Origin of the sequence: Xanthomonas euvesicatoria (assembly GCF_013112235.1) — a bacterium.
Classification (GTDB): Bacteria; Pseudomonadota; Gammaproteobacteria; order Xanthomonadales; family Xanthomonadaceae; genus Xanthomonas; species Xanthomonas euvesicatoria.
The window spans coordinates 4,555,102-4,576,684 of record NZ_JABFFS010000001.1 but is presented as its reverse complement, the minus strand read 5'-3'; the positions used below and the strand labels follow the sequence as shown (position 1 = coordinate 4,576,684).

The 21,583-nt window shown below is 65.7% G+C and carries 12 protein-coding genes; 4 read left to right on the top strand and 8 right to left on the bottom strand.

Features of this window, described 5'->3' with window-relative positions:
* The first annotated feature begins 166 nt into the window (after positions 1-166).
* Together HLH45_RS19625 and HLH45_RS19620 are read left to right on the top strand one after the other, a co-directional pair.
* Positions 167-1,231 (top strand): glycosylasparaginase, encoded by a 1,065-nt coding sequence (locus HLH45_RS19625; RefSeq protein ID WP_011348236.1) that lies wholly within the window; start codon positions 167-169, stop codon positions 1,229-1,231.
* Complete coding sequence (locus HLH45_RS19620) at positions 1,228-1,959, top strand: copper homeostasis protein CutC (RefSeq protein ID WP_008572044.1); 732 nt, start codon at positions 1,228-1,230, stop codon at positions 1,957-1,959. The genes HLH45_RS19625 and HLH45_RS19620 overlap by 4 nt, the downstream gene beginning before the upstream one ends.
* A gap of 101 nt (positions 1,960-2,060) precedes the next feature.
* Here HLH45_RS19620 and xopL read toward each other — a convergent pair whose 3' ends face one another.
* Both xopL and HLH45_RS19610 read right to left on the bottom strand, forming a co-directional pair.
* A complete protein-coding gene (gene xopL / locus HLH45_RS19615; RefSeq protein WP_033478615.1) occupies positions 2,061-3,773 on the bottom strand; it encodes a type III secretion system leucine-rich repeat domain-containing effector XopL in 1,713 nt (570 codons plus the stop codon).
* A 355-nt stretch (positions 3,774-4,128) separates the two neighbouring features.
* Positions 4,129-5,289: a sialidase family protein gene (locus HLH45_RS19610; protein ID WP_008572046.1), complete on the bottom strand. Its 1,161-nt coding sequence runs from the start codon at positions 5,287-5,289 to the stop codon at positions 4,129-4,131.
* Between the two features lie 394 nt (positions 5,290-5,683).
* Here HLH45_RS19610 and HLH45_RS19605 point away from each other — a divergent pair, with 394 nt between their 5' ends.
* Entirely contained in the window at positions 5,684-6,013 is a 330-nt protein-coding gene (locus HLH45_RS19605) for a RebB family R body protein (RefSeq protein ID WP_008572047.1), read from the top strand.
* Positions 6,014-6,070: 57 nt separating this feature from the next.
* Here HLH45_RS19605 and HLH45_RS19600 read toward each other — a convergent pair whose 3' ends face one another.
* A complete protein-coding gene (locus HLH45_RS19600; RefSeq protein WP_008572048.1) occupies positions 6,071-6,271 on the bottom strand; it encodes a hypothetical protein in 201 nt (66 codons plus the stop codon).
* A 497-nt stretch (positions 6,272-6,768) separates the two neighbouring features.
* Here HLH45_RS19600 and xopK point away from each other — a divergent pair, with 497 nt between their 5' ends.
* Positions 6,769-9,435: a type III secretion system effector XopK gene (xopK, locus tag HLH45_RS19595; protein ID WP_267884169.1), complete on the top strand. Its 2,667-nt coding sequence runs from the start codon at positions 6,769-6,771 to the stop codon at positions 9,433-9,435.
* A gap of 46 nt (positions 9,436-9,481) precedes the next feature.
* Here the strand turns inward: xopK and HLH45_RS19590 are convergent, their stop codons facing one another.
* The 5 genes from HLH45_RS19590 to HLH45_RS19570 form a co-directional block, all read right to left on the bottom strand.
* Positions 9,482-11,317, bottom strand: a complete 1,836-nt coding sequence (locus HLH45_RS19590; RefSeq protein WP_008572050.1) for a glycoside hydrolase family 35 protein — start codon at positions 11,315-11,317, stop codon at positions 9,482-9,484.
* Between the two features lie 310 nt (positions 11,318-11,627).
* Entirely contained in the window at positions 11,628-13,970 is a 2,343-nt protein-coding gene (locus tag HLH45_RS19585) for a GH92 family glycosyl hydrolase (RefSeq protein ID WP_008572051.1), read from the bottom strand.
* A gap of 106 nt (positions 13,971-14,076) precedes the next feature.
* Complete coding sequence (locus HLH45_RS19580) at positions 14,077-15,540, bottom strand: glycoside hydrolase family 125 protein (protein ID WP_008572053.1); 1,464 nt, start codon at positions 15,538-15,540, stop codon at positions 14,077-14,079.
* A 476-nt stretch (positions 15,541-16,016) separates the two neighbouring features.
* Positions 16,017-18,686: a glycoside hydrolase family 3 C-terminal domain-containing protein gene (locus tag HLH45_RS19575; RefSeq protein ID WP_033478616.1), complete on the bottom strand. Its 2,670-nt coding sequence runs from the start codon at positions 18,684-18,686 to the stop codon at positions 16,017-16,019.
* Positions 18,687-18,894: 208 nt separating this feature from the next.
* Positions 18,895-21,576 carry a beta-mannosidase gene (locus HLH45_RS19570; protein ID WP_033478617.1) on the bottom strand — a complete coding sequence of 894 codons (2,682 nt, stop codon included), beginning with the start codon at positions 21,574-21,576 and terminating at the stop codon, positions 18,895-18,897.
* Positions 21,577-21,583 lie beyond the last annotated feature (7 nt).

The following is a 21,583-nucleotide window of genomic DNA, read 5'->3' as shown; positions in this document are numbered from 1 at the left end:
CGGATGCGCAGCGGCCGAGACAGGGTTAGCCCAGCCAAGCAAGGGTTGTGCACGGATCCGCATGCGACAACACCGCAAGAAGGTTTATCCGCACGTCATGCTGTCGCATGATGGAAGGCTGGTACCGCACTGCGCGGCCGCCCGTTTCCGTCATGGAGTCATCCGCATGCTTCAACGTCGTCACTTCCTCAAGAGCGCCACGCTGGGCGCGATTGCGTCCGGGTTGGCCGGCTGGGGCGCCCGCGCGCAAGCCGCGGCAGGCGCCACGCCGGGCGCGCGGCCGACGGCGCTGCCGCGTGGAGCGGCGCGGGTGATTTCCACCTGGGATTTTGGCGTTGCCGCCAATCAGGAAGCCTGGAAGATTCTCAGCAGCGGCGGTCTTGCGCTGGATGCGGTGGAGGCCGGCGTGCGAGTGCCGGAAGCGGACCCGAGCAATCCCACCGTCGGCCTGGGCGGTTATCCGGACCGCGATGGCCGGGTCACCCTGGACGCCTGCATCATGGACCACCTGGGCAATTGCGGCGCGGTGGCATCGCTGGAAGACGTGGTGCACGCCATTTCGGTGGCGCGTGCGGTGATGGAGAAAACGCCGCACGTGATGTTGGTAGGCGATGGTGCGCGTCAATTCGCCTTCGAACAGGGGTTTCCGAAAACTAAGCTGTTGACCCCAAGCTCCGAAGCGGCCTGGAAAGAGTGGTTGAAGACTTCCAAGTATTCGCCAGAAGCCAATGTCGAAAATCGTGCCTGGCGCGATGCCAAGTTGCCCGGCGGCAAGGACAATCACGACACCATCGGCATGCTGGCGCTGGATACGCACGGCAATCTATCCGGTGCATGCACCACCAGCGGCATGGCGTGGAAAATGCACGGCCGCGTGGGCGACAGCCCGATCATTGGTGCGGGCCTGTACGTGGACAACGAAGTGGGCGGTGCGACCTCGACTGGTGTGGGCGAGGAGGTGATCCGCAACGTCGGCAGTTTTGCGGTGGTGGAAATGATGCGGCAGGGCAAGTCGCCGGCCGATGCCTGCCGCGAGGTGGTGATGCGGCTGATCCGTCGCAAGCCGGAGCTGACGCGCACATTGCAGGTCGGCTTTCTGGCAATGAACAAGCGCGGCGAAGTGGGCGCGTTCGCGATCCAGAAGGGCTTCAGTTACGCGGTGTGCGACGCGCAGCGGCAGGATCTGCTGGTGCCTGGGCAGAGCCATTACACCAGCGAGCCGGCGGCATGAGCGCGTTCGGGTTGGAGGTGGCTGCCGATTCGGTGGCCTCGGCATTGGCCGCGCAAGCAGGCGGTGCGATGCGCGTGGAGCTGTGCGGCGGGCTGGATGGCGGTGGGCTGACACCATCGTTCGGCACGTTGGCGGTGGTGCGCGAGCGTTTGCGGATTCCGTTGTATGTGCTGATTCGTCCGCGCGTGGGCGACTTCGTGTTCGACGCCGCAGAAGTCGAGGTGATGCGCCGCGATGTGGAGCAGTGCGTGCGGCTTGGTTGCGATGGCGTGGTCCTTGGCGCGCTGGACCGGCATGGGCAGGTCGATCTGGCGACAATGCGCGTGTTGATGCAGGCAGCAGGGCCGTTGGGGGTGACGTTTCATCGTGCGATCGATGTCAGTGCCGATCCGTCGCGTGTGCTGGAGGATGCGATCGCGCTGGGGTGCGAGCGGGTGCTGACCTCGGGTGCACGTGCGAGTGCGCTGGAGGGAATCGACACCATTGCCGCGTTGGTGCGGCAGGCAGCCGGGCGCATCGGCATCATGCCCGGTGCCGGGCTTTCCGAGCACAACATCCGCACCCTGCGGCAGCACACCGGCGCCCACGAATTCCATGCGTCGGCGCGTGGCGTGATCGCCGCCCAGGTACCGTCGCCGCACCCGTATATCCGCGATCTGGGCGGCGACTACCAACGGACCGATACCGCGCGGGTACAACGGATGGTAGACGCGTTGCAACAGGCGTGAGACGCGCGCAACGCCCCGTTCGCCAGGGAGGCGCTGCCCGCGTTGCGCAGGCACGCTGAGGGCGATGCTCGATGGGCTGCTGCGCCTGTCGCGTTGGCTCTCTACTGATGGCCTGAAGGTTCCGGGCTTGTCTGCTGTTCGCTATCAGAGTCGTCGCTGACCTGCTCGGGAATGTGCACAGCGAGCTCGGGAAAGCGCGCGCGGTCTTGCGGGTGTGCGTGGACGATTAGCTCACGGGTCTTCCACATCTGCACTGCCTTGGCCAATGTCGCTACGTCGAGCGGGCTTCCTTCGTGATAAACGAACTGCCCGAGATGATCGACGATGCCCAGGTGCGCGCTCTTCTGCGCCTTCCAGTTGCTGACGTTCGTGTAGTGGCGGGCGAGGCCTTCCTCGCTCGGGTCTTCGATTCTGGGGGATGGGCCTGCCATGTCGCTTACCCGTTGCAGGAACTCAAGATCCCTGCTTTCTGCCAGCATGTCCCGCAATGCCGGAACTTGGCCGAAGGTGGTGGCGTCGGCAGGGCGTCTTCCTGGGAGATAGGATGGAGCACCTTCCAGAAAGGGATTTCTTTCTTCATCGATGACCGTGCTCAGCATGGCCTGTGCGGTGTGTTCGATGCGTTCGAGCGCAGCGGTACGAAGCAGTTCGCTGGCGGTCGCCGAAGAGGATGGCCCGGCGCGGTCGCCGGCAGCAGAGGGCGAGAGAGCTGGGGTGGTCGGTCCGGTCCGCCCTGGTTCGGCGGGGCGCGCAACTGGACGATGCTGGTCGAGCTGCGCTTGGAGATGCGGCGGCACCAGGATGATGCAATTGGCAGGTAATTGGGCGATCAACGAGGGCAGTCTGGAAAGGTTGACGCAACCTCGCAGATCGAGTTTTTCCAGCTGCGTCAGGCGGTGAATGTCCAGTGGCAGCGTGAGCAGGTTGCTGCAGTCTTTCAGAATCAGTCGCTTCAGTGGCGCACGGCCGCCGAAAATCGGCGGATAGTTGCGCAGCGCGGTACAGCCCCGCAAATCAAGCTCCTCCAACTTTGGCAGGTGATGGATGGCCGGGCCAAGGGCGGACAGCGGGCAGTTGCGTATCTTCAGGCTTTTCAGATTTTGCAGGTTGGCGATGGACGCCGGAAGCGATCTGATCCCGGTCCGTTCCAGCCGTAGGCTCTGCAGGTTGACCAAGCCCTGGTGCTCGCCGGATGCATCGGTGCTTGCCAGGGGTTCGGGAAGTTCCGTCAATTCCGGGCAGGAGCGGATGGAGAGCTCGCGTAATCGGCTGAGGCTTGCGATGGATGCCGGTAGCGAGCGAATCGGATTGCGCGCCAGCGTGAGTGTTTCCAGACCCGCAAATTGCTGCATGGCGTCCGGGAGCTCCATCAACCCTGCCGCGTCGATCGTCATGTGCTGCAGATGCGAAAGACGGAATGCCTGGTCGGGAAATTGCGGCAGCGGAACTGAGCGCAGCTCCAGCGCGACCCGACCCGGTTGGGTTGCGTCCTCCAGCAGGTCGGCTGTCGCCTTCAGCGCCCGGCCTGTGCGTGTCTCGATCTGCGGGTTGTTGCTGTTGGCCTGGCGCCATGCGCTGTGCCAGCGATTGCGATCTGCGTTGTAGTGGCGTTGCCATTGCGACAGGACGTCGCGGTACGGGCGAAGCGCTGTGGAGCGCCGTAAGGGTGACGCGCCCTCGGTTGGTGGCATACGGGGGCGCACCGGCCGCAAGTGTTGCGAGTCGGTGGTGACGGAGTGGAAGCGAGCGCGTTCTATGTCGCTGAGCTGTGGCAACTGAGGCGTCCGCAAAGGATGTAAAGCCGCCTCGTTCATCCGCGCGGCGCTGCCGGATCCGCCGTAGGGAAGCGGGCGGGCGGAGGTGGTTGGCCGGCGAGAGGTCTCGGCAGCGGCAGGCATTGCTGGCGGTCGCCCGGACCGGTCGCCAGGCACATATCTGGTCAGTCCGCCGAGCATGCCGGTAGGGCGCTCGGGCGCGGGGTGTGCGGGTGGGGCAGTGCGCGCGGGCGCATCCGCATTGGACGTAGTCTGCTCCCGCAGTCCGAAAGGCGTGCCCGGCGGGCGTGGTTGATCGACGCGTCGCATCGCATTCCTCGTCTTGGCTGTCGCTCGATGACGATGATTGGCACGCAACGCGATGGGCGAATCCCGAGGCGCGAAGCCATCGTCATCATGGCGAAGGATCAGCCGCGTGGCCGCATGCCGTTGTGCAGCGCTCAGACAGCGTTGCGGGGGCGGGCGCCTGGCAGGGGCTGCATGCGCCGAACCGCGTGGGATCGAGCACCACATGCTTGATCCGTCGCCGCTTCCAGGTGTAGCTGACATGCACCAACCCATCGCGGGTCTGGATCACAGCCGGATAAGAAAATTCATCATGGGCGCTGTCTTCCAGCGTCAGCACGCGTTGCCAGTGCACGCCATCGTTGGAGACGGCAACGGCCAGGGTACCGCGGCCGTCCCACCAGTCCTTGCCGGCAATGGCGGGGTTGTAGACCAGTAACGCACGGCCGTCACGCAGCATCACCGCATCGGTGCCCGAGTTCGGGTTTTCCACGTCCAGCAAGTGCATGGGCTGCCAATGCAGGCCGCCATCGAGCGAGAACGTGCTGAAAAGCTTGTTTTGCTGGCTGCGGCCCAATGCCTGCAGACGGCCATCCGGATATAGCAGCAGGCTGGGCTGGATCGCACCGATCGCCTTCGCATCGTTGAGCGGCATGCCGCGTTGCCAGTGCGCGCCGTCGTCGTCGCTCCATTCCAGGTGCGCGCGCCAGCCGCGGTCTTCGCTGCTGCTGGGCGCCAGGATGCGGCCGTTCGGCAATTGCACCGGCTTGTTCTTGATCGGCCCGAGAATGCCGTCAGGCAACCGCTGCGGTGGCGACCAGTGCGCGCCATCGTCGGTGGAAAGCAGACGCAGCCCCCACCATTGGCGCGGAGTGGGTCCGAGCTTGTAGTACAGCTGCACCGGCCCGGTGGTCGATTGGAACAACACCGGATTCCATGCCGGCACTGCAACGCCATCCACGCCTGCGTGCGCGCCATCGGCAATGCGGCGTGGTGTCTGCCATTGCTGCACGCCGCGCTGAGCCAGCCAGATGCCGACATCGGCCGCACCTTCGTGCTCGCCGCCGAACCAGGCGGCCAACAGGCGACCACCGCGCGTTTCCAGCAAGGTGGACGCGTGTGCTTGCGGGGTAGGAGCCGGGTCGGCGATGAACTCGCTGAGCACGATCGGCGAGGGCGGCGACGCAGGCGATTGGGCTTGGGCAGCAACTACACCCAGGCTTGCAGCAAGGCTCGCAACGAGGCGGCTCAGCAGGCGTGGCGGATGCATCGTGGTCCGGTCCTGTGCGAAGTTTGAAAGACCTTTTTATTATCTCTTAAATACCACGTGGTCCGTCCTTCGGGCGGCTTGGTCGAATTGCACTGCCAGACGTATAGCGATGTGGCCGCTCTGCGTCGGCCTCTACTGGCTGGCGGCACTTGGCCTGACTGGACGCGACTATGCGCACGCGCGCACGATCACACAGATGTTGCGACGTGCGCTGAAGCGTGGCGATGCGAGGGTCGAGTTGCGCGCAGGCCGGCCGCTATCGGGATGGCATCGCGAGCGTGGTGTGGCGGTTTGTCAGCGGGGCGTTGCGGGGATATGACCGCGATGCGTTGTTAGCGCCGCTGGGACGGCACAACGCAGACCGCCGTGCATCCATTCACTCAGGAGTGCATTGATGGCTTTTCCAACCACAGTCAATCCGCAGATCACCGATGCCGTCACCCAGGCCAACGTCAAGGTCGTTGGCGAAGCGCCAGCGTTTGCGATGGGTTCGATTTACCAAAGCGTGGCCCATTCGGCCGGCATCCTGTTTCAGAATGCCCTCGCTGCACAACAGCAGCAAACCCCCTTGGCGCAGGCGGCCAACAACCAAGGCGTGATGCAGACCTACGGTGTCGATACCGGCGCTTGCGCGGCAGATGTCGAGAACGTTGCGCAAGGCGGTGCCGCAGACACTCTGAACAGTCTGCTCACCGTGCTCACCTCGTTCGACACTGCAAAGTAACCGCCCATGGCGACAGCGTCACGGCTGTCGCCATGCTTGCCTGTGCAAATACCTCGCTCAGGCCGCGTTCTCGTCGCGCGCTTGCGGCGGCAGCAGCGTTTGTGGCTTCTTGGCCGATTCGGTCTGGCACAGGAACGTCATCAGGTGTGCGGCTTCGGCACTGCCCATGGGTTTGCTGTGGATCTGCTCGGCGAAGGCGTTCTGGGTGTGCTCGGCAACGGCGGGAACGGACTCTTGTGCAACGGTGGACGACGACATGCAACGCTCCTGGAACCTGCAATCAAGCCGTCTACGTCGCAAGCAAGCGCATCCGTAACGGAGTCAGCCGGTGATATTGCCTGGAATCTGTGCCGTCCGATACCTCGACGGTATGCGGGCGGCGCAGCGGCACCGGACGTTCTGATAACGGCGGCTGCGGCCAGGTCTAAAGCGCCATCGGCAGAAAACTGTTCCGGCGGTTATTTCTGATTGCGCAACCGGGCCGGGGGCGTTGTGCAAGAACGCGGCGGATCAACAGCAGGATCCGTGCCCGCGCCTGTGTGGCGCAGTAGCAACTCCGCCAGGCCATCGGTGCAACGTCTTGCATCTTGCCCATCCGGCGTGAAGCTACCCAATGGCCGGCTTTCTCCGGGATAAATTGCGCGACGCGTGGTTGGGCCGGAGAGTTCGTTTACGGAATCGCGTGTTCGTCGCAACAAGACTGGCTGGAGAGGACAGGCGCACCATCGCCGCTTCGCACCGGTTGGAGTTTGCTCATGCGTGTCCAACGATCCACTGCACAGCACCTTGTCACAGGCGATTCTGCGGCCGTTGAAACGCCGCCCGCAGCGGAATCGCCGCAAGATCGACAGGGTTGGCCACTTGGGTTGAAAGTGCTGCAGACCCGGCCACTGCCCAGACGCACACGCCGCGATGAGAGCGAGCGACAAGCGCACCACGGAGATGCCAATGCCCGGGTTGCCGAAGCGGAGACCGCCTATGACGTCTTCGTGGTCGCCAAGTACGTGGCCGACCCCTTGCATGGAACCGCGGACAAAACGGCCGAATTGATCAACGACATTCCCCGCCGCGGCGAACCTGAGCAGTCCGCGGACGCTGGGGACTCGGCGCATCCACCCGAGCACTCACCGGCCGAGCATGCAGCGGCACCGGATGGCCACCACCTGCCACACCCACCGCAGAGCGCACATCCCGCACAGCCGCACGCTGCAGATGCCCCGCATGCGCCGACGCCTGAAGGGCACCATGGGCCACACGCCGACGCCGGGCATCCGGCGGATCCGCACGTGGTTGGGCATGCAGCGGAGGACGGCGTCCTGCACGCCCTTGCCGAGGAAGGCGCGCCGGCAGGCACATTCGATCTGGCGATGAGCCTGGGTATCAGCGGCGCGATGCTGCCGCTGTCGAGTCTTGCGATCTATGCCGCGTACAAGGAAACCCGCGAAGTTGCCGAGCAGCGCACGCACTTGCGGCAGCAGGAACGCCGCCTGCGCGCGGAGCAGGCGACACTGCAATCCGCCTTGGGCACGACAGCGCCGGCAGGCGCTGCCAATGCTTACGCGCATGCACTGGGCGAGGCGATCGAGACCAACGCCTACCTGCAGCGGCGAAATACGCGGGACGGCGCCATTGCCGCAACCTCCATGGCCTCGGCCGGGGTGATCTTCACCAAGGCAGCGAGCGAACTCGGCATCCAGGGCGGGCTGGCAATCGCCAGCAAGAGCGCAAATGCGGCGGGCCTGGTGGGCCACAGTGCCGCGGCCGCAGGTGCGGCCTCTGCGGCGGGCATCGCCGGCAGCTTCGTCCTCGCGCCGTTGGCGAGCGTGGCGGCCACCGCATTGGGGGGCACCTTCCTGCACCAGTCGCGTCGGGAAAGGACGCGTGTTGCCGTGGATGTCGGCAGGGTCCAGCGCTTCCTGCAAGATCTCGAACCTGGCGAACTCAGTCCTGGCGCACAGCGCTACCAGCACTTTGTGAACACCAAGTTGGGCAAGTACGACCGCTTTGCGCATCGGTTCAACCAGTGGAACAAGGGCTTTGTCGTGGGTGGAGTCACCTACACCGCCAGTACGTTGACCAAGGTCGGCGTCAGCGCGGCCGTCGTTGCCGGCGCCACGGTGGCCGCCCCGGTGGGCACCGGCCTGATCATCGGCGCAGGCCTGCTCGGTGCGGCCACGATGGGGGTCGGCAGCCATCAGTTCCTGCTGGCGCACGGCAAGCAGAAGCGCTATCGCAGGTACCAGACCGAGGACATGCCCGGCGTCGATCGCGCGCTGCTGGCGGTGGCGGATCTGTTGCCTGCACGCGAGGCGGAGGGTGCGCCATCCCGGGAAGCGCCCAACGTCGCCGACCAGTTGCCGCCAACCGCGGTGGACGTTGCACTGACGCCAGTGGCGGAGGAAGCGGAGGGGAGCGATGAAGACGATATCGTTGCAGAACCCGATCCCGGCCTGGAGCCGAAGCATCGCCAAGGCGCCTCTGCCGCAGGTGATGCGCAACCGGCAATGCCGGAACCCGCCGCTTCGACTGCCGACAGGTCGGGCGCAACAGCAGCAGATGACGTGGTGCCCCACCATGGATTCGAGTTGCGGAGCGCGCTCTACGCCTGCATCGACGGGCAGGAAAAGGCGCTGGACGCGTTTGTGCAGGCCGGTGCCGACGACCTGCAGAAATTGCATCCGGCCAAGCCGCGCTCGACGGATCAGGGCAAGGGCTCGGGTCGATCGGCACCGGCGGCGCCGCTGGGTCGGCGCATCAATGCAGCCCTGCGCGCTGCAGCGAACTATGGACGCGCGGTATTGACCGGCAAGCCGCAGGAGGCGCGAGGCAAGGCGATGCGCAGCCATGCCAAGCACAGCGCGGTGCTGACCGAAACCGCGCTTGCGCAGTGGCTGCAAACGCCCGGCTCGGTGAAGTCGCAGATTGCCTACATGCAATGCTGCCTCGAACTGCAAAAGAAGTATCTCGACGCCAAGCTCAGCGCGCAGGCGGACCTTCCGCAGCCCGACGTGCACGATGATCCGCATTCTCATGACCAAACGCCGGTGGCGACGGTCGATCAGGCTTCGGAACGTTTACTGGCGCAATTGCACCAGGTGCGCACGCGCGACGCCACCCAACAGCGCGCGATCAGCCTGATGCTGCAGGAACTGGAGATGGCCGAGCAGGAACTGGCGAGCCCAGATGTGCGAAGTCAGGCGCGCGCCGCCGCCAGGATGCCCGGTTTGCAGCAGCGCCTGATCCGGGTGCTGACCTCGAACGCGATCGTGCCGCAAGAAGGTGTTGCAGGGTTCGCCCGGTTCTGCATGAAACAGGCCCGTCAGCACACCACCCATGTGCGCGGCACGCTGCTGGCGACCGAAGTCCAGGCAGCACGCATCCGCGAACAGGCGGCTGCCGTAGCCCCTGCGTCCACGACCTGATGGCGGCTGTGCGAGCGAGCACGCGTCTGCAGCCGCCTTGCAAGACTCACTCTTTCGGCGTGAGCCACACCTGCTGCTTCAGGCCGCGCACGCTGGGGGTGGCGACATCGTCCAGGTCGAAGACCACCACCGTGTTGTCACCCTTGCGCTGGAACGGCGCGGGGAAATACAGCGCGGTCTGCGGGCCGATGTTCCAATGGCGGCCCAGGTTGACGCCGTTGGCCCAGGCAAAGCCCTTGCCGAAGGCGCGCATGTCCAGATAGGTGTCGGTCGGCGTGCCGATGCGCAGGGCGCCGCGGTGAAACGCCGGGCCTTGCACTGCCTTGCGGGTCCAGCCGCGGATGCTGTCGGGCGTGCGCATCGGCAGCGGGAAGGCCTGCCAGCCGGTGAGCTGCTGGTTGTCCAGTAGCACCGGGTCCACCAGCCCGGCGCGGCCGTCGGCCATGCGCGTGCCGTAGTTGATGCGGCCGCTGTTTTCGACCAGCACATCCAGGGTGTGCTGGCCTGCAGGAATCTCCACCTCGAGCGACACCTGCTGCAAACGCCGCTCAACGCTGCCGACCGGCCGTTGATCCACGTACACGCGTGCCACATCGCGCACGTCGCCCAGATACAGCGGGCCCTTGCGCGGGCCAGTGACCGTGGTGCGGTAGAGGATGTAGCCATAATCCTGGCCGAACTGTTCCATCGGCTGCGGGGTGTCGATGGCGATCGGCGCGGGCAGGTTGTCCCAGAGCGAGGCCGATTCGCGCAGCGGCGTGGCCGGCAGCGTGGCGGTGGCGATCGGTGCCGGTAATGCGGGCGGTTGCACGCCGGTCACGCGGGCGATGGCATCGCGCATCAACGCGAATTTGGGCGTGGGGTGGCCGGCTTCGTCGAGGATGGCGTCGTAGTCGTAACTGGTGGTCTGCGGCGCGTAGTGGTCGCTGGGATTGTTCTGGAAATTGGCGCCATTCATGAAGCCGAAACTGGTGCCGCCGATGAACATGTAGAGATTGGCCGAGTGGCCCTGGCGCAGGATCCACTCGAACTCCTCGGCCTGTTGCCTGGCATCGGTGGCGGCGTGCGGCTTGCCCCAATGGTCGAACCACCCGGCCCAGTATTCGCCGACCATGCGCGGTTGATCGGGGCGGAACTTGATCAGTTTGTCGAATGCGCTCTTGGCCTCGCCGGGTGCGAAGTTCACCACCGCCAGGGTGTCGGGCAAGGTGCCGTTGGCGAGCATGTCGGCGCCATCGGACGTGAACAGCAAGGCCTTGTCGAAGCCAGCTTTGACGTACATGGCGCGGTTGTCGGCCATGTAGGCGTGATCGTCGGCATAGGAGCCGTATTCGTTCTCGACCTGCACGGCGATGATCGGCCCGCCGTTGTGGTTGAGTAGCGGCTGCACCTGTTTGGCCAACGCATCCAGATAGGACTGGCTGGCGGCGAGAAAGCGCGGATCGCGGCTGCGGACGCGAATATTGCCCTTGCCGAACAACCAGGCCGGGTAGCCGCCGGCTTCCCACTCTGCGCAGGCGTAAGGGCCGGGCCGCAGGATGACGTTGAGGCCCTGCGCGGCGGCTTCGCGCACGAACGCGGCCACATCGTTGTTGCCGGAAAAATCGAACTGGCCTTGCTGCGGTTCCACCAGGTTCCAGAACACGTAGGTCTCTACGGTGTTCAAGCCCAGGGCACGCGCTTTTTGCAGGCGGTCTTTCCAGTAGGCGCGCGGAATGCGCTGGAAATGGATGGCGCCGGAGAGCACTTGATACGGCTTGCCGTCGCGCACGAACTGCGTGCCCTGCGTGCCGAAGGCGGGCCAGGGCTCGGGTGTGGCAGCGGCGACGGGAAGCGCGAGCGCCAGGGCCAGAACCAGGGGAGCAAGAGTGGTACGCAGCATGGAGGTCTCGATGTAGGTGGGCCGGTGGTGCGGGTGGATGGCAGGCGGCGGTGCTCGCGTTCTGCCCTCATCCGCCCTGCGGGCACCTTCTCCCGCTTGCGGGAGAAGGAAGAGCAACGCCCGCTTGCGGGAGAAGGAAGAGCAACGCCCGCTTGCGGGAGAAGGGAAGAGCAATCCCCGCCTGCGGAATGAGAAAGCAACTTCCACTGGCAAATGAACAAGCGATCCCTGTTTGCGTACACGGGCAAGGGCGTTCCCCATTCGCGCAGCAAGAACCGAACGCGCCGCTCGTGCAAGCGACGTACTGGCATTACGCGAACGACGGTGGCAGATCCTTCTTGTCTGCGCCGAAGGCCGGGTTAGGCTTGGGCCCCATCGCAAACTCCAGCGTGCCGCCGGCGGCGAGCTCGGTGTGACGTAGCCAGGCGCGGGTGAGCGATTTGCCGTTGAAGGTCAGCGACTGCACATAGACGTTCTGCGCGCTGTTGTCCTTGGCCACGATGCGCAGCGTGCGGCCATTGCCCACGTCCAGCGTGGCACGCTTGAACAAGGGGCTGCCCACGATGTAGTTGCCGCTGACCGGATCCACCGCATACAGCCCCAGTGCACTGAGCACGAACCAGGCGCTCATCTGCCCGCAGTCTTCGTTGCCGGACAGGCCGTTGCGCGCGTCGTGATACTGCTCGCGCAGCAACCGGCGCACCATCGCTTGGGTCTTGTACGGCTGGCCGGCATAGGCGAACAGATACGCCACATGGTGGCTGGGCTCGTTGCCATGCGCGTACTGGCCGACCATGCCGTCGATATCCGGCGGTGCATCGGCGGGCAGTTCGGAACTGGTGGAAAACAGCTCGTCCAGCTTGGCGACGAAACCGTCGCGGCCGCCGTACAACTCCATGTAGCCGTACAGATCGTGCTGGTTGAGGAAGGTGGCCTGCCAGGCGTTGGATTCGGTGAAATCGCGCCACTTGGCGATGTGGCCCATGCCGCGCGGGTCGAACGGTGTGGCCCAGCTGCCGTCGGCAAGCCGTGCCTGCACGAAGCCGCTGTCGCGATTGAACACGTTGCGGTAGTTGCGCGAGCGTTCGCGCAATGTGCGTGCATCGGCGCTGGCGCCTGCGGCTTGTGCCAGGTGTGCGCAGGCCCAGTCGTCGTAGGCGTATTCGAGCGTGCGGCTGACCGATTCGTCTACCTTGTCGGCGGGGATGTAACCGAGCCTGCGGTACTCGCCCAGGCCGTGGGTGGTGTCGTCCATCGCACGTTTGCGGTACGCCGGCCAGGCGGCCTTGTAGTCGATCCCGGTAAAGCCCTTGGCATGCGCCTCGGCCAGCACCACGGCGGAGTGATAGCCGATCATGCAGCCGGTCTCCACGCCCTGCAGCGGCCAGATGCCCACGCCGTCCGGGCATTCGTTGGCGCCGCGCACCAGGCATTGCACCAAGTCCGGCACGCGCTCGGGCTGGGCCAGCGTGAGCAGTGGATGGGCGGCGCGGTAGGTGTCCCACAGCGAGTAGGTGCTGTAGTTGTTGTAGCCCTTCGGCGCGGTGTGGATCTGCAGGTCCATGCCGCGGTAGCGGTTGTCCACATCGGAGAACAGCGTGGGCGCCAGCAGGCTGTGATACAGGCCGGTGTAGAAGATGCGCCGTTGCGCGTCGTCATCGCTGTCGATGCGCACGCGGGCTAGTTCCTTTTCCCAGGCAGCGACCGCTTGCGCATGCACGCGCGCGAAGTCGAAGTCCGGCAATTCGGCGTCCAGATTGGCCAATGCATTGTCGGCGCTGACGGCCGAGATGCCGACCTTGATCAGCAGCGGGGCATCGGCGGCATCGGGGTAATGCAACGCGGCCTTGAGGTGGGTGCCGTCGGTGCTGCGCGTGCCGGCGGCCAGCGGTTGGTCTTCGTTGTACAGCTGCACGTGCTTGAATGGGCGCGACAGGCGCATGGCGAAATAGATGTAGCGGCCCTTGGCCCATTGGTAGACGCGGCGTCCGCCGGTGAGGGTGCGTTCGTCGACCACGCGCAGCTGCGCATCGCTCACGCGGGTGGCAATTTCCGGCTTGTCCTGCATGCCGTGGCACAGGTCGAGCAACACGTGCGCGGGTTTGCCCTTGGGGAAGTGATAGCGGTGCAGGCCGGCCCGCGCGGTGGCGGTGAGTTCGGCATGCACGCCGCTGTCCTTGAGGCGCACGCGGTAGTAACCGGGCGATGCGGCTTCGTCGGCGTGGTCGTAGCGCGAGCGGTAGCCGGCATCCGGGTTGTCGAGCGGGCCGGGCACCAGTTTGACCTCGCCGGTGGCGGGCACCAGCAGGACGTCCAGCATGTCGCCGATGCCGGTGCCGGACAGGTGCGTGTGCGAGAAGCCCATGATCGAGCCATCGGACTCGTGATACCCCGAACACGAATCCCACACCGCGTTATAGGTGTCCGGGCTGAGCTGCACCATGCCGAACGGCAGCGTGGCGCCGGGGAAGGTATGGCCGTGGCCGCCGGTGCCGATGAACACATCCACATGCCGGGTGAGGTCGGCGCGGGCACGCGCGTCGGCCGGAAGCGCGTAATTGCCGGCGCGCGCGCGCCCCCGGCCGGGCAGACCGACGCTGCCGAACAGGGCTGCGGCGATGGCGCCTTGGAGAAAATCGCGTCGTGTTGCCATGTGTGTGATCTCTGATGTCGCGAGGTGGGTGCGCCGTACCCTCATCCGCCCTTCGGGCACCTTCTTCCCATGAAGGGGACCGAGGTCCCGATGGGAGAGGGGAAGGTCAGGCGCTACGCAGCAGCTGGGGTTTGCGTTGATGCAGGTCGATGATCAGTTCGCCGAACAAGGTATTGGCCCAGGCGAACCAGTCGCGGGTGAAGGTGCTCGGGTTGTCCTTGTCGAAGGCCTCGTGCATGAAGCCGGTGCCGGCGTGGGTGGTTTTCAACCATTGCAGGCATTGGCGCAGTTGCGCGTCGTCGTCGCTGACCAGCGCGTACTGAATGATCGACATCGGCCAGATCGTGCCCATGCCGCTGTGCGGGCTGCCGACGCCTTCGGCCGCTTTGCCGCGCGAGAAATACGGGTTGCGTTCGCTCCAGGCCAGCTGGCGCGTGCGCAGGAACACCGGGTCGGCGCGATCGCAGCAGCCCAGGTAGGCCAGGCTGAGCAGACCGGGTGCATTGGCGTCGTCAATGAATAACTGGTTACCGAAGCCGTCCACTTCAAACGCCCAGTACGCCTGCCCGTCGGCATCGCGCTGCTGGCCGAACCGGCGGGTGGCGGTTTCCACTTCGTCGGCCAGCGCGGTGCACTCGGCGGCGAAGGCGGTGTCGCGATGCAAGGCCGTGCTCATCGTGGCCAGCTGCCGCAGCGAGGTGACTGCGAACAGGTTGGCCGGCACGAACAACGGAAACACGCAGGCATCGTCGGAGGGGCGGAACATCGAGTGGATCATGCCGTTGGGCTTGGTCGGCTGGCCGTAGCCTTCCAGCACCAGGGTTTCGGTGGCCAGTGGCGAGGGCCGCTGGAACACGTACGGGCCGCGGTTGTCCTTGCGCTGCTGCTCGCGGAAGGTCTTGACCACCACGTGCATTGCCGCGCGCCAGTCGTCGTCGAACGGTGCGGTGTCGCCGGTGGCGCGCCAGTATTCGTGCGCAATGCGGATGGGGTAGCACAACGAATCCACTTCCCACTTGCGCTCGCCCACGCCCGGCTTCATTTCGGTGATGTCGTTGAGCGACCACTTCAGGCGCTGGGTCTGGCCGTCGGGCAGGAACGCGTTGGCATAGGGGTCGAGCGTGATGCACGCAGCCTGGCGCTGGATCAGGCCATGGAACATGCGCCGCAACGCCGGGTCGCGCCTGGCCAGCGGCACGTACGGGTGCACCTGTGCGGACGAGTCGCGCAGCCACATCGCGTGGATGTCGCCGGTGATGACGAAGGTGTCCGGCTTGCCGTTGCGGGTGCCGGTTTCCACGGTGGTGTCGAGCGTGTTGGGGTAGCAGTTCTCGAACAGCCAGGCCAGTTCGGGGTCGGCGATGCGCGCCTTGATCTGCGCGATCTGCTGCTCGACCGCCTTGCTGACGAAGCGGCGCTGCGCCCTGGGCGGACGCTTGCTGACAAAGCGGCCGGTTGCACTGGACGCGCCGGTGGCGGGCGCGGCCGCGAACGCGGGCAGGGCGCTGGCCAGCAAGCCGGCACCGGCGCTAGCGCCGAGCAACTGAAGGATGTCGCGGCGGGTATGCATGACCTGGAACTCCTTGGATGTCGACAGCAGGCCCGCACGCCAGTGCCGCTCCAGAGCCGCGCGACCTGCCGGCTGAGGATGAGACCTATGCATGACCAATTCCCGATGACCATACAACGTGTGCGCCGAATGTGCATAGTGCGGTCGCACAATTCGTTGCCGCATGTGGACTATTCGATGGCGCAGTCGCGGGCCGGTCCGCGGTCTGCCCTTCTGGATGCGGGCCGCAAACCGCCTTCGACAACGCCACGCTGGGCACCACGACCTCCGGCCTGCAGCCCGCACGTCGGCACTCGTCCGGCCGCCCTCCAGCGGCATCGTCAGCGCCGATCAACACGCCGACAAGGGCGCGTAGGCATGCACGTCGCTGCCTCCGGCAGCATGGTGCCTCGTCGACACGCCATCGACACCCGCGCCGCTGTTGTCCACCTGCTCCGGCATGGCCGGCGACTGCGTGCGTCAGCGCGATGCGGCGCCTACTTCGGCAACGGCGAACGCCCCTGGATCGAAAACGGCGCGGTATTGCCGGCCGCGCCGGTACCCGGCTGCCCGCCGCCGACGAACAACGTGTAGTTGCCGGCTTCCACCGCGCGCTGCCCGCTGCGATCCACGTCGCTCAACGCGCGTGCATCCAGGTTGAAGGTCAGCGTGCGTTGCTCGCCCGCTGCAAGATGCACGCGCTGAAAACCGACCAGGCTGCGCAACGGGGACTGCGGACGGTCCGGATATTGCAGATACACCTGCGCCACTTCGTCGCCGGCACGTGCACCGGTATTGCGCACGGTCGTGGTTACCTGCAGCGAACTGCCGGCTTGCAGCGTGGTGGTGGACAGCTGCGGCGCGTCATAGGCAAAGCGGGTGTAGCTCAGGCCATAGCCGAACGCAAACAGCGGCTCGCCCTTGAAGTAACGGTAGGTGCGGCCCTTCATGTCGTAGCTGACGTAGGCCGGCAGGTCCTTGGTGGAGCGGTAGAAGGTCACCGGCAGGCGACCGCCGGGATTGTCGTCGCCGGCCAGCATGCGCGCGATCGCGGTGCCGCCGGACTGGCCCGGGTACCACGCGGCCACGATCGCATCGGCATGCGTCTTGGCCCAGTTCAAGGCCACCGCGCTGCCGCTCATCAGCACCACCACCAGCGGTTTGCCGGACGCCTTTGCCCGTTCGAGCAGCGCTTGCTGCGGGGCGGGCAGGGCGATGTCGTTGCGGTCGCCACCGTCGAAGCCGGGAACATCGATCCGCAACTCTTCGCCTTCCACATCCGGCGACAGGCCAACGAAGGCGACCACAGCGTCTGCCTGTGCCACGGCCTGCTCGGCTTCGGCCAGTTGCGCGGCGGCAGGAGCCAGCCATTCCAGGCGCACGCCCTGATCCTGGCCGCGATGCTCCATTTCCAGGCGAATCTTGCGTGGGCGGGTGTCGTCGAAATGCAGCACGGTTTCCACGCTCCGGCCGTCGGCGTTGTGCATGCCGGCCGGCACGTGCTTGTCTTCGGCGTTGCCGGCAACCACCAGCTTGTCGTCGATATACAGGCGTACCGGGTCGTGCCCGCTGCAGTCGAAGCAACGCGCCACGCGCACTGCCAGGGTGTAATCGCCAGCGCTGGGTGGCAGCAGCTCGCCGCTCCAGCGCACGGCATAGCGGTCGGCCGGTACGCCCTTTGCCGGGGCGACCTGATCCCAGTTGAAGCTCACCGTGCGGTCCTGCCGCACCACGCGTGCAGCACCGCTCATGTCGACGTTGTCGAAATATTCGCCACGCAGTCCCGGCTTGCCATCGCTGCGCAGTGCCGTCTCCGGGATCATGCCGGGCACGCCGGCAGCCAACGGTGCGCCTTGTGCGTAGCTCACCTGCTGCGCACCGAAGCGCTGACGCAGGCCCAGCAGCGGCGTCACCGGCGCGGACGAGGTGCCCTGGTAGTTGGCCTCCAATGCAGCCAGTGCGTCCGCATTCGGGCCGATCACCGCCAGCCGCGTGCCGGCCTTGAGCGGCAACGTGTTGGCATCGTTCTTCAGCAGCACAATCGACTCGGCGGCCGCCTGCAAGGCCAGCGCACGATGCGCCGCGTTGTCCACGTCCTTCGCGCCGAGCCGCGCGTACGGGTCCTTGCGCGGGGCCTCCAGCTCGCCCAGGCGGTAGCGGGCGGCAAACAGGCGCACCAGCGATTGGTCGAGCAAGGCTTCGTCCACTTCGCCGCGCGCGATCGCCGTGCCGAGTTCGCGATAGGCATGCCCGCAGTTGAGATCGTGCCCGGCCTTGAGCGCGGCGGCCGACGAGCCGGCGTTGTCCGGGCGGAAATAATGGAACTGGGTCATGTCGTCGACCGCATCGCAATCGGACACCACAAAGCCCTTGAAGCCCCAGTCGCCGCGCACGCGGCCGTTGAGCAACCAGTCGGCCGCGCACGCCGGGGTGCCGTGCAGCGAGTTGTACGCACACATCACCGAGCCGGCCTGTCCTTCGACGATGGCAGCGCGGAAGGCCGGCGTATAGGTCGCTTCCACATCGCGTGGCGAGACATCCACATCGAAGCCATGCCGGCCCGGCTCGGGGCCGCTGTGCACCGCGATGTGCTTGGGCGTGGCGATCGTGCGTGGATGGTTGAGGTCCTCGCCCTGCAGGCCGCGGATAAAGCCCACCGCCATCTGCCCGGTGAGAAACGGATCCTCGCCGTAGGTTTCCATGCCACGGCCCCAGCGCGGGTCGCGGAAGATGTTGATGTTGGGCGACCAGATGGTAAGACCGGCGTAGCGTTTATGGTCCTTGCCCGGACCACCGGCCTGGTTAAACTTGGCGCGCGCTTCGGTGGACACCACCGTGCCCACCTGCTGCATCAGGCGGGTATTCCAGCTCGCCGCCAGGCCAATGGCCTGCGGAAACACCGTGGCGTAGCCGTTGCGCGCGATGCCGTGCAGGCCTTCGCTCCACCACTCGTAGGCGGGGATGCCCAGGCGCGGAATCGCCGGTGCATCGTTCATGGCCTGGGCCACTTTTTCTTCGCGGCTCATTTGCGCGACCAGGGCGGCGGCGCGCTGTTCGGGCGTTGCATCGGTGTTTTTTGCGGCCACTGCCGGTGCAGCGATGAGCGGCAGGGCCAGGCTCACACTGAGTGCAGCGGCAAGACGGCACGGAAAGACGGACAACGACATCGGTTCACTCCTGCGCGGCGGCCATGGCCGTCACGCGTTGCGCTTGGGTCGCCCGCAGTGATGCTGCGGGCATTGGTCATTACAAATCGCTGACTGCCTTGCGTGCGATGCATTGCATGGAGCCGTCAGCGCTACATGCGGTCTTCGCGGATAAAGCAGCGTGCTTACGCGCGTGCTGCGTCGTCTGCTGAGACCTGTTCCTGGCGGTTTACTTTGCTTCGGCAGGCTCCGGCGGCGCGCCAGCCAGCGTGGCGGCCAGGTCGCGCACCTGCAGCGTGGATTGCAACTGCGCCAGTGCCGCCTTGCTGCTCACCCGCACGGTCAGTGGCTCACCCGGCAGCAGGTCGAAGGCGTTGTCCGACAGCGTGGCATCCACATCGCCGAACGACAGCCACACCTCGCGCGCCAGCGTGTTGCTGGTCAGGGTGAGTGCGTAGCCATCGCCATCGGCACGCCACTGGCTGTCGATCTTCGCGGCCGGCAATGCAAGCTGCTTGGCCGGCGCGAAGAACACCACCTCGCGCGAGAGCAACGTGTCGCCGTCGAGCAGCTCGAACACCGCGTAGGTGCGCTTGGGATCGGCGCTGCCCAGCAATTGCTTGTCGCTGAAGTTGCCCACCTGCAGGCTGCTCAGCGGTTTGACGCTGGCTTTTTCTTCGCGCTTGCTCAGCACCTTGCCATCCATGCCCATCACTCGCATGCGCCAGCGCGCTGCCAGCGGGGTGGTGCGGTCGGAGACCAGCGACACCTCGGTCTGGCCCTTGTCGTTGCGCAATGCGGCGATCATTTCCGGCGCGTAGAAGCGCCGTGCGTGGTAATGCAGCGCCTTCCAGCGGCCGTAGTAATCCACGCTGGACCACGACGCGCCCGGCCACACATCGTTGAGCTGCCAGTACAGCGAACCCATCGACTGCGGGCGAGAGGCACGCAGATGCGAAGCGGCGATGTTGATGCCTTCGGCCTGCATCAGCTGGCTCAGGTAGACGAAACTGTCGAAATCCTTGGGCTCGCCGAATTCGCGGCGGATGTACAGCATCAGCCGCTTGTTGCCGTTGCCCTTGTCGAACTTCTGATGCACGCGCATCACCGGCGATTCCGGATCCATGTCGCCGGGCTCGGCAAACGCCCGCACGGTGCGCATATCGGGGAACGACTGCAGGCCGTACTCGGACATGAAGCGCGGGGTGACGTTGAGGTATTCGGTGACCGGCAGGGCAGGGCCGCCCCACACCTTCCAGTAATGCATGTCGCCATCGTTGGTCTGGTCGGCCGCGCCATCGAAATCGGTGCCCGGCGAGGTGGCCCAGTACGGCGCGTCGTTATCGTAGGTGGCCACCACTTCACGGAATACGGTGCCGAACAAGGTGGTCATGCCGCGTTCGATGCGGGCGCGTTCTTCCGGGTCCACCGACTGCTTGAACTTGACCCGGTCGCCCCAGTTTTCCCAGCCGGTCTGCACTTCGTTGTTGCCGCACCACAACACGATGCTGGGGTGATCGCGCAGCCGCTTGACCTGTTCGATCGCCTCCTGCCGGGTGTTCTCGCGGAACTCCACGTCGTACGGCGGCACCGCGCCACCGAACATGAAGTCCTGCCAGATCATGATGCCAAGCTCGTCGGCGACGTCGTAAAAATAGTCGTCCTGGTAATGCCCGCCGCCCCACATGCGCAGCATGTTCATGTTGGCATCGCGCGCGTCCTGCAAGGTGCTGCGCATGCGCGCGTGCGTGACACGTGCGGGGAAGGCATCCAGCGGAATCAGGTTGGCCCCCTTGGCGAAGATCGGGATGCCGTTGATCACGATCTCCATGCTCTTGCCGTACTGGTCTTTTTCGCGGCGCAGCTCTACCGAGCGCAGGCCGGTGACCCGCTTGATCTGCTGGCTGTCGCCATCGGCATCGCGCACGTTGGCCACGAAGGTGTAGCGGTCCTGCGCACCGTAGCCGGCCGGGAACCAGCGCTTGGGCTTGGCGATGCGCACCGCCAGCTCGATGCGGTTCTGCCCGGGATCGACCACCGCGTCCTGGGTGAACTGGGCGACTTTTTGCCCATCCGGGCCCAGTACATCCAGCGTCACCTGCACTGGCCCGCTGCGGCCGGCCTGCAGTTCCAGCTGCGCCTGCAATTGCGCGCTATCGGCATCCACGCGTTGCTGGGCGATATGCAGCCCATCCACCCGCACGGCGTCCCACGCTTCCACGCGCACATCCTTCCAGATGCCGGCATTGACCATGCGCGGGCCCCAATCCCAACCGAAGTTGTACGGCGCCTTGCGCACGTAGGTAGAGCTGTGGCGTGCCTCCGGCTCGTCCCCGAACGCCGAATCGTAGGCGCCCGGCAGCGCATACGGTTGCTTGGCCAGCCACGGCTGGATCTTCTTGATCGGCGAATACAGCTTGACCTCGAGCACGTTATCGCCACGCTTGAGCAAGGATTTCGCATCCACGCGCCACTGCCGGAACATGTTGTCGGCGCTGAGCAGCTGCTTGCCATTGAGGGTGACCTCGGCAAACGTGTCCAGGCCGTCGAACACCAGCTCGACATGTTCGCGCTTGAGTGTGGCCGCATCGACATTGAAACGGGTCTGGTACTGCCAATCGCTCAGGCCCGCCCACTGGATCTTGCCTTCGTTATCGCGATAGAACGGGTCGGGCACGATCTTGGCGGCGATCAGGTCGGTCTGCACCGCACCGGGCACCTGCGCCGGCAACCACGCCGCTGCCTTCGGATACGTCTTGCCCTGCTCCTGACCCGGCACCAGCCGCACCTGCCAGCCGCTGTCCAGATTCACTGCCGTCGGCGGTGCTGCCCAGGCCTGCGAGATGGCCAAGGCCAGGGCAAGCCCGAGACGGGCGGGGGCGGGAACAAAACGATGACGGGACAGGGGCATGCGTGAC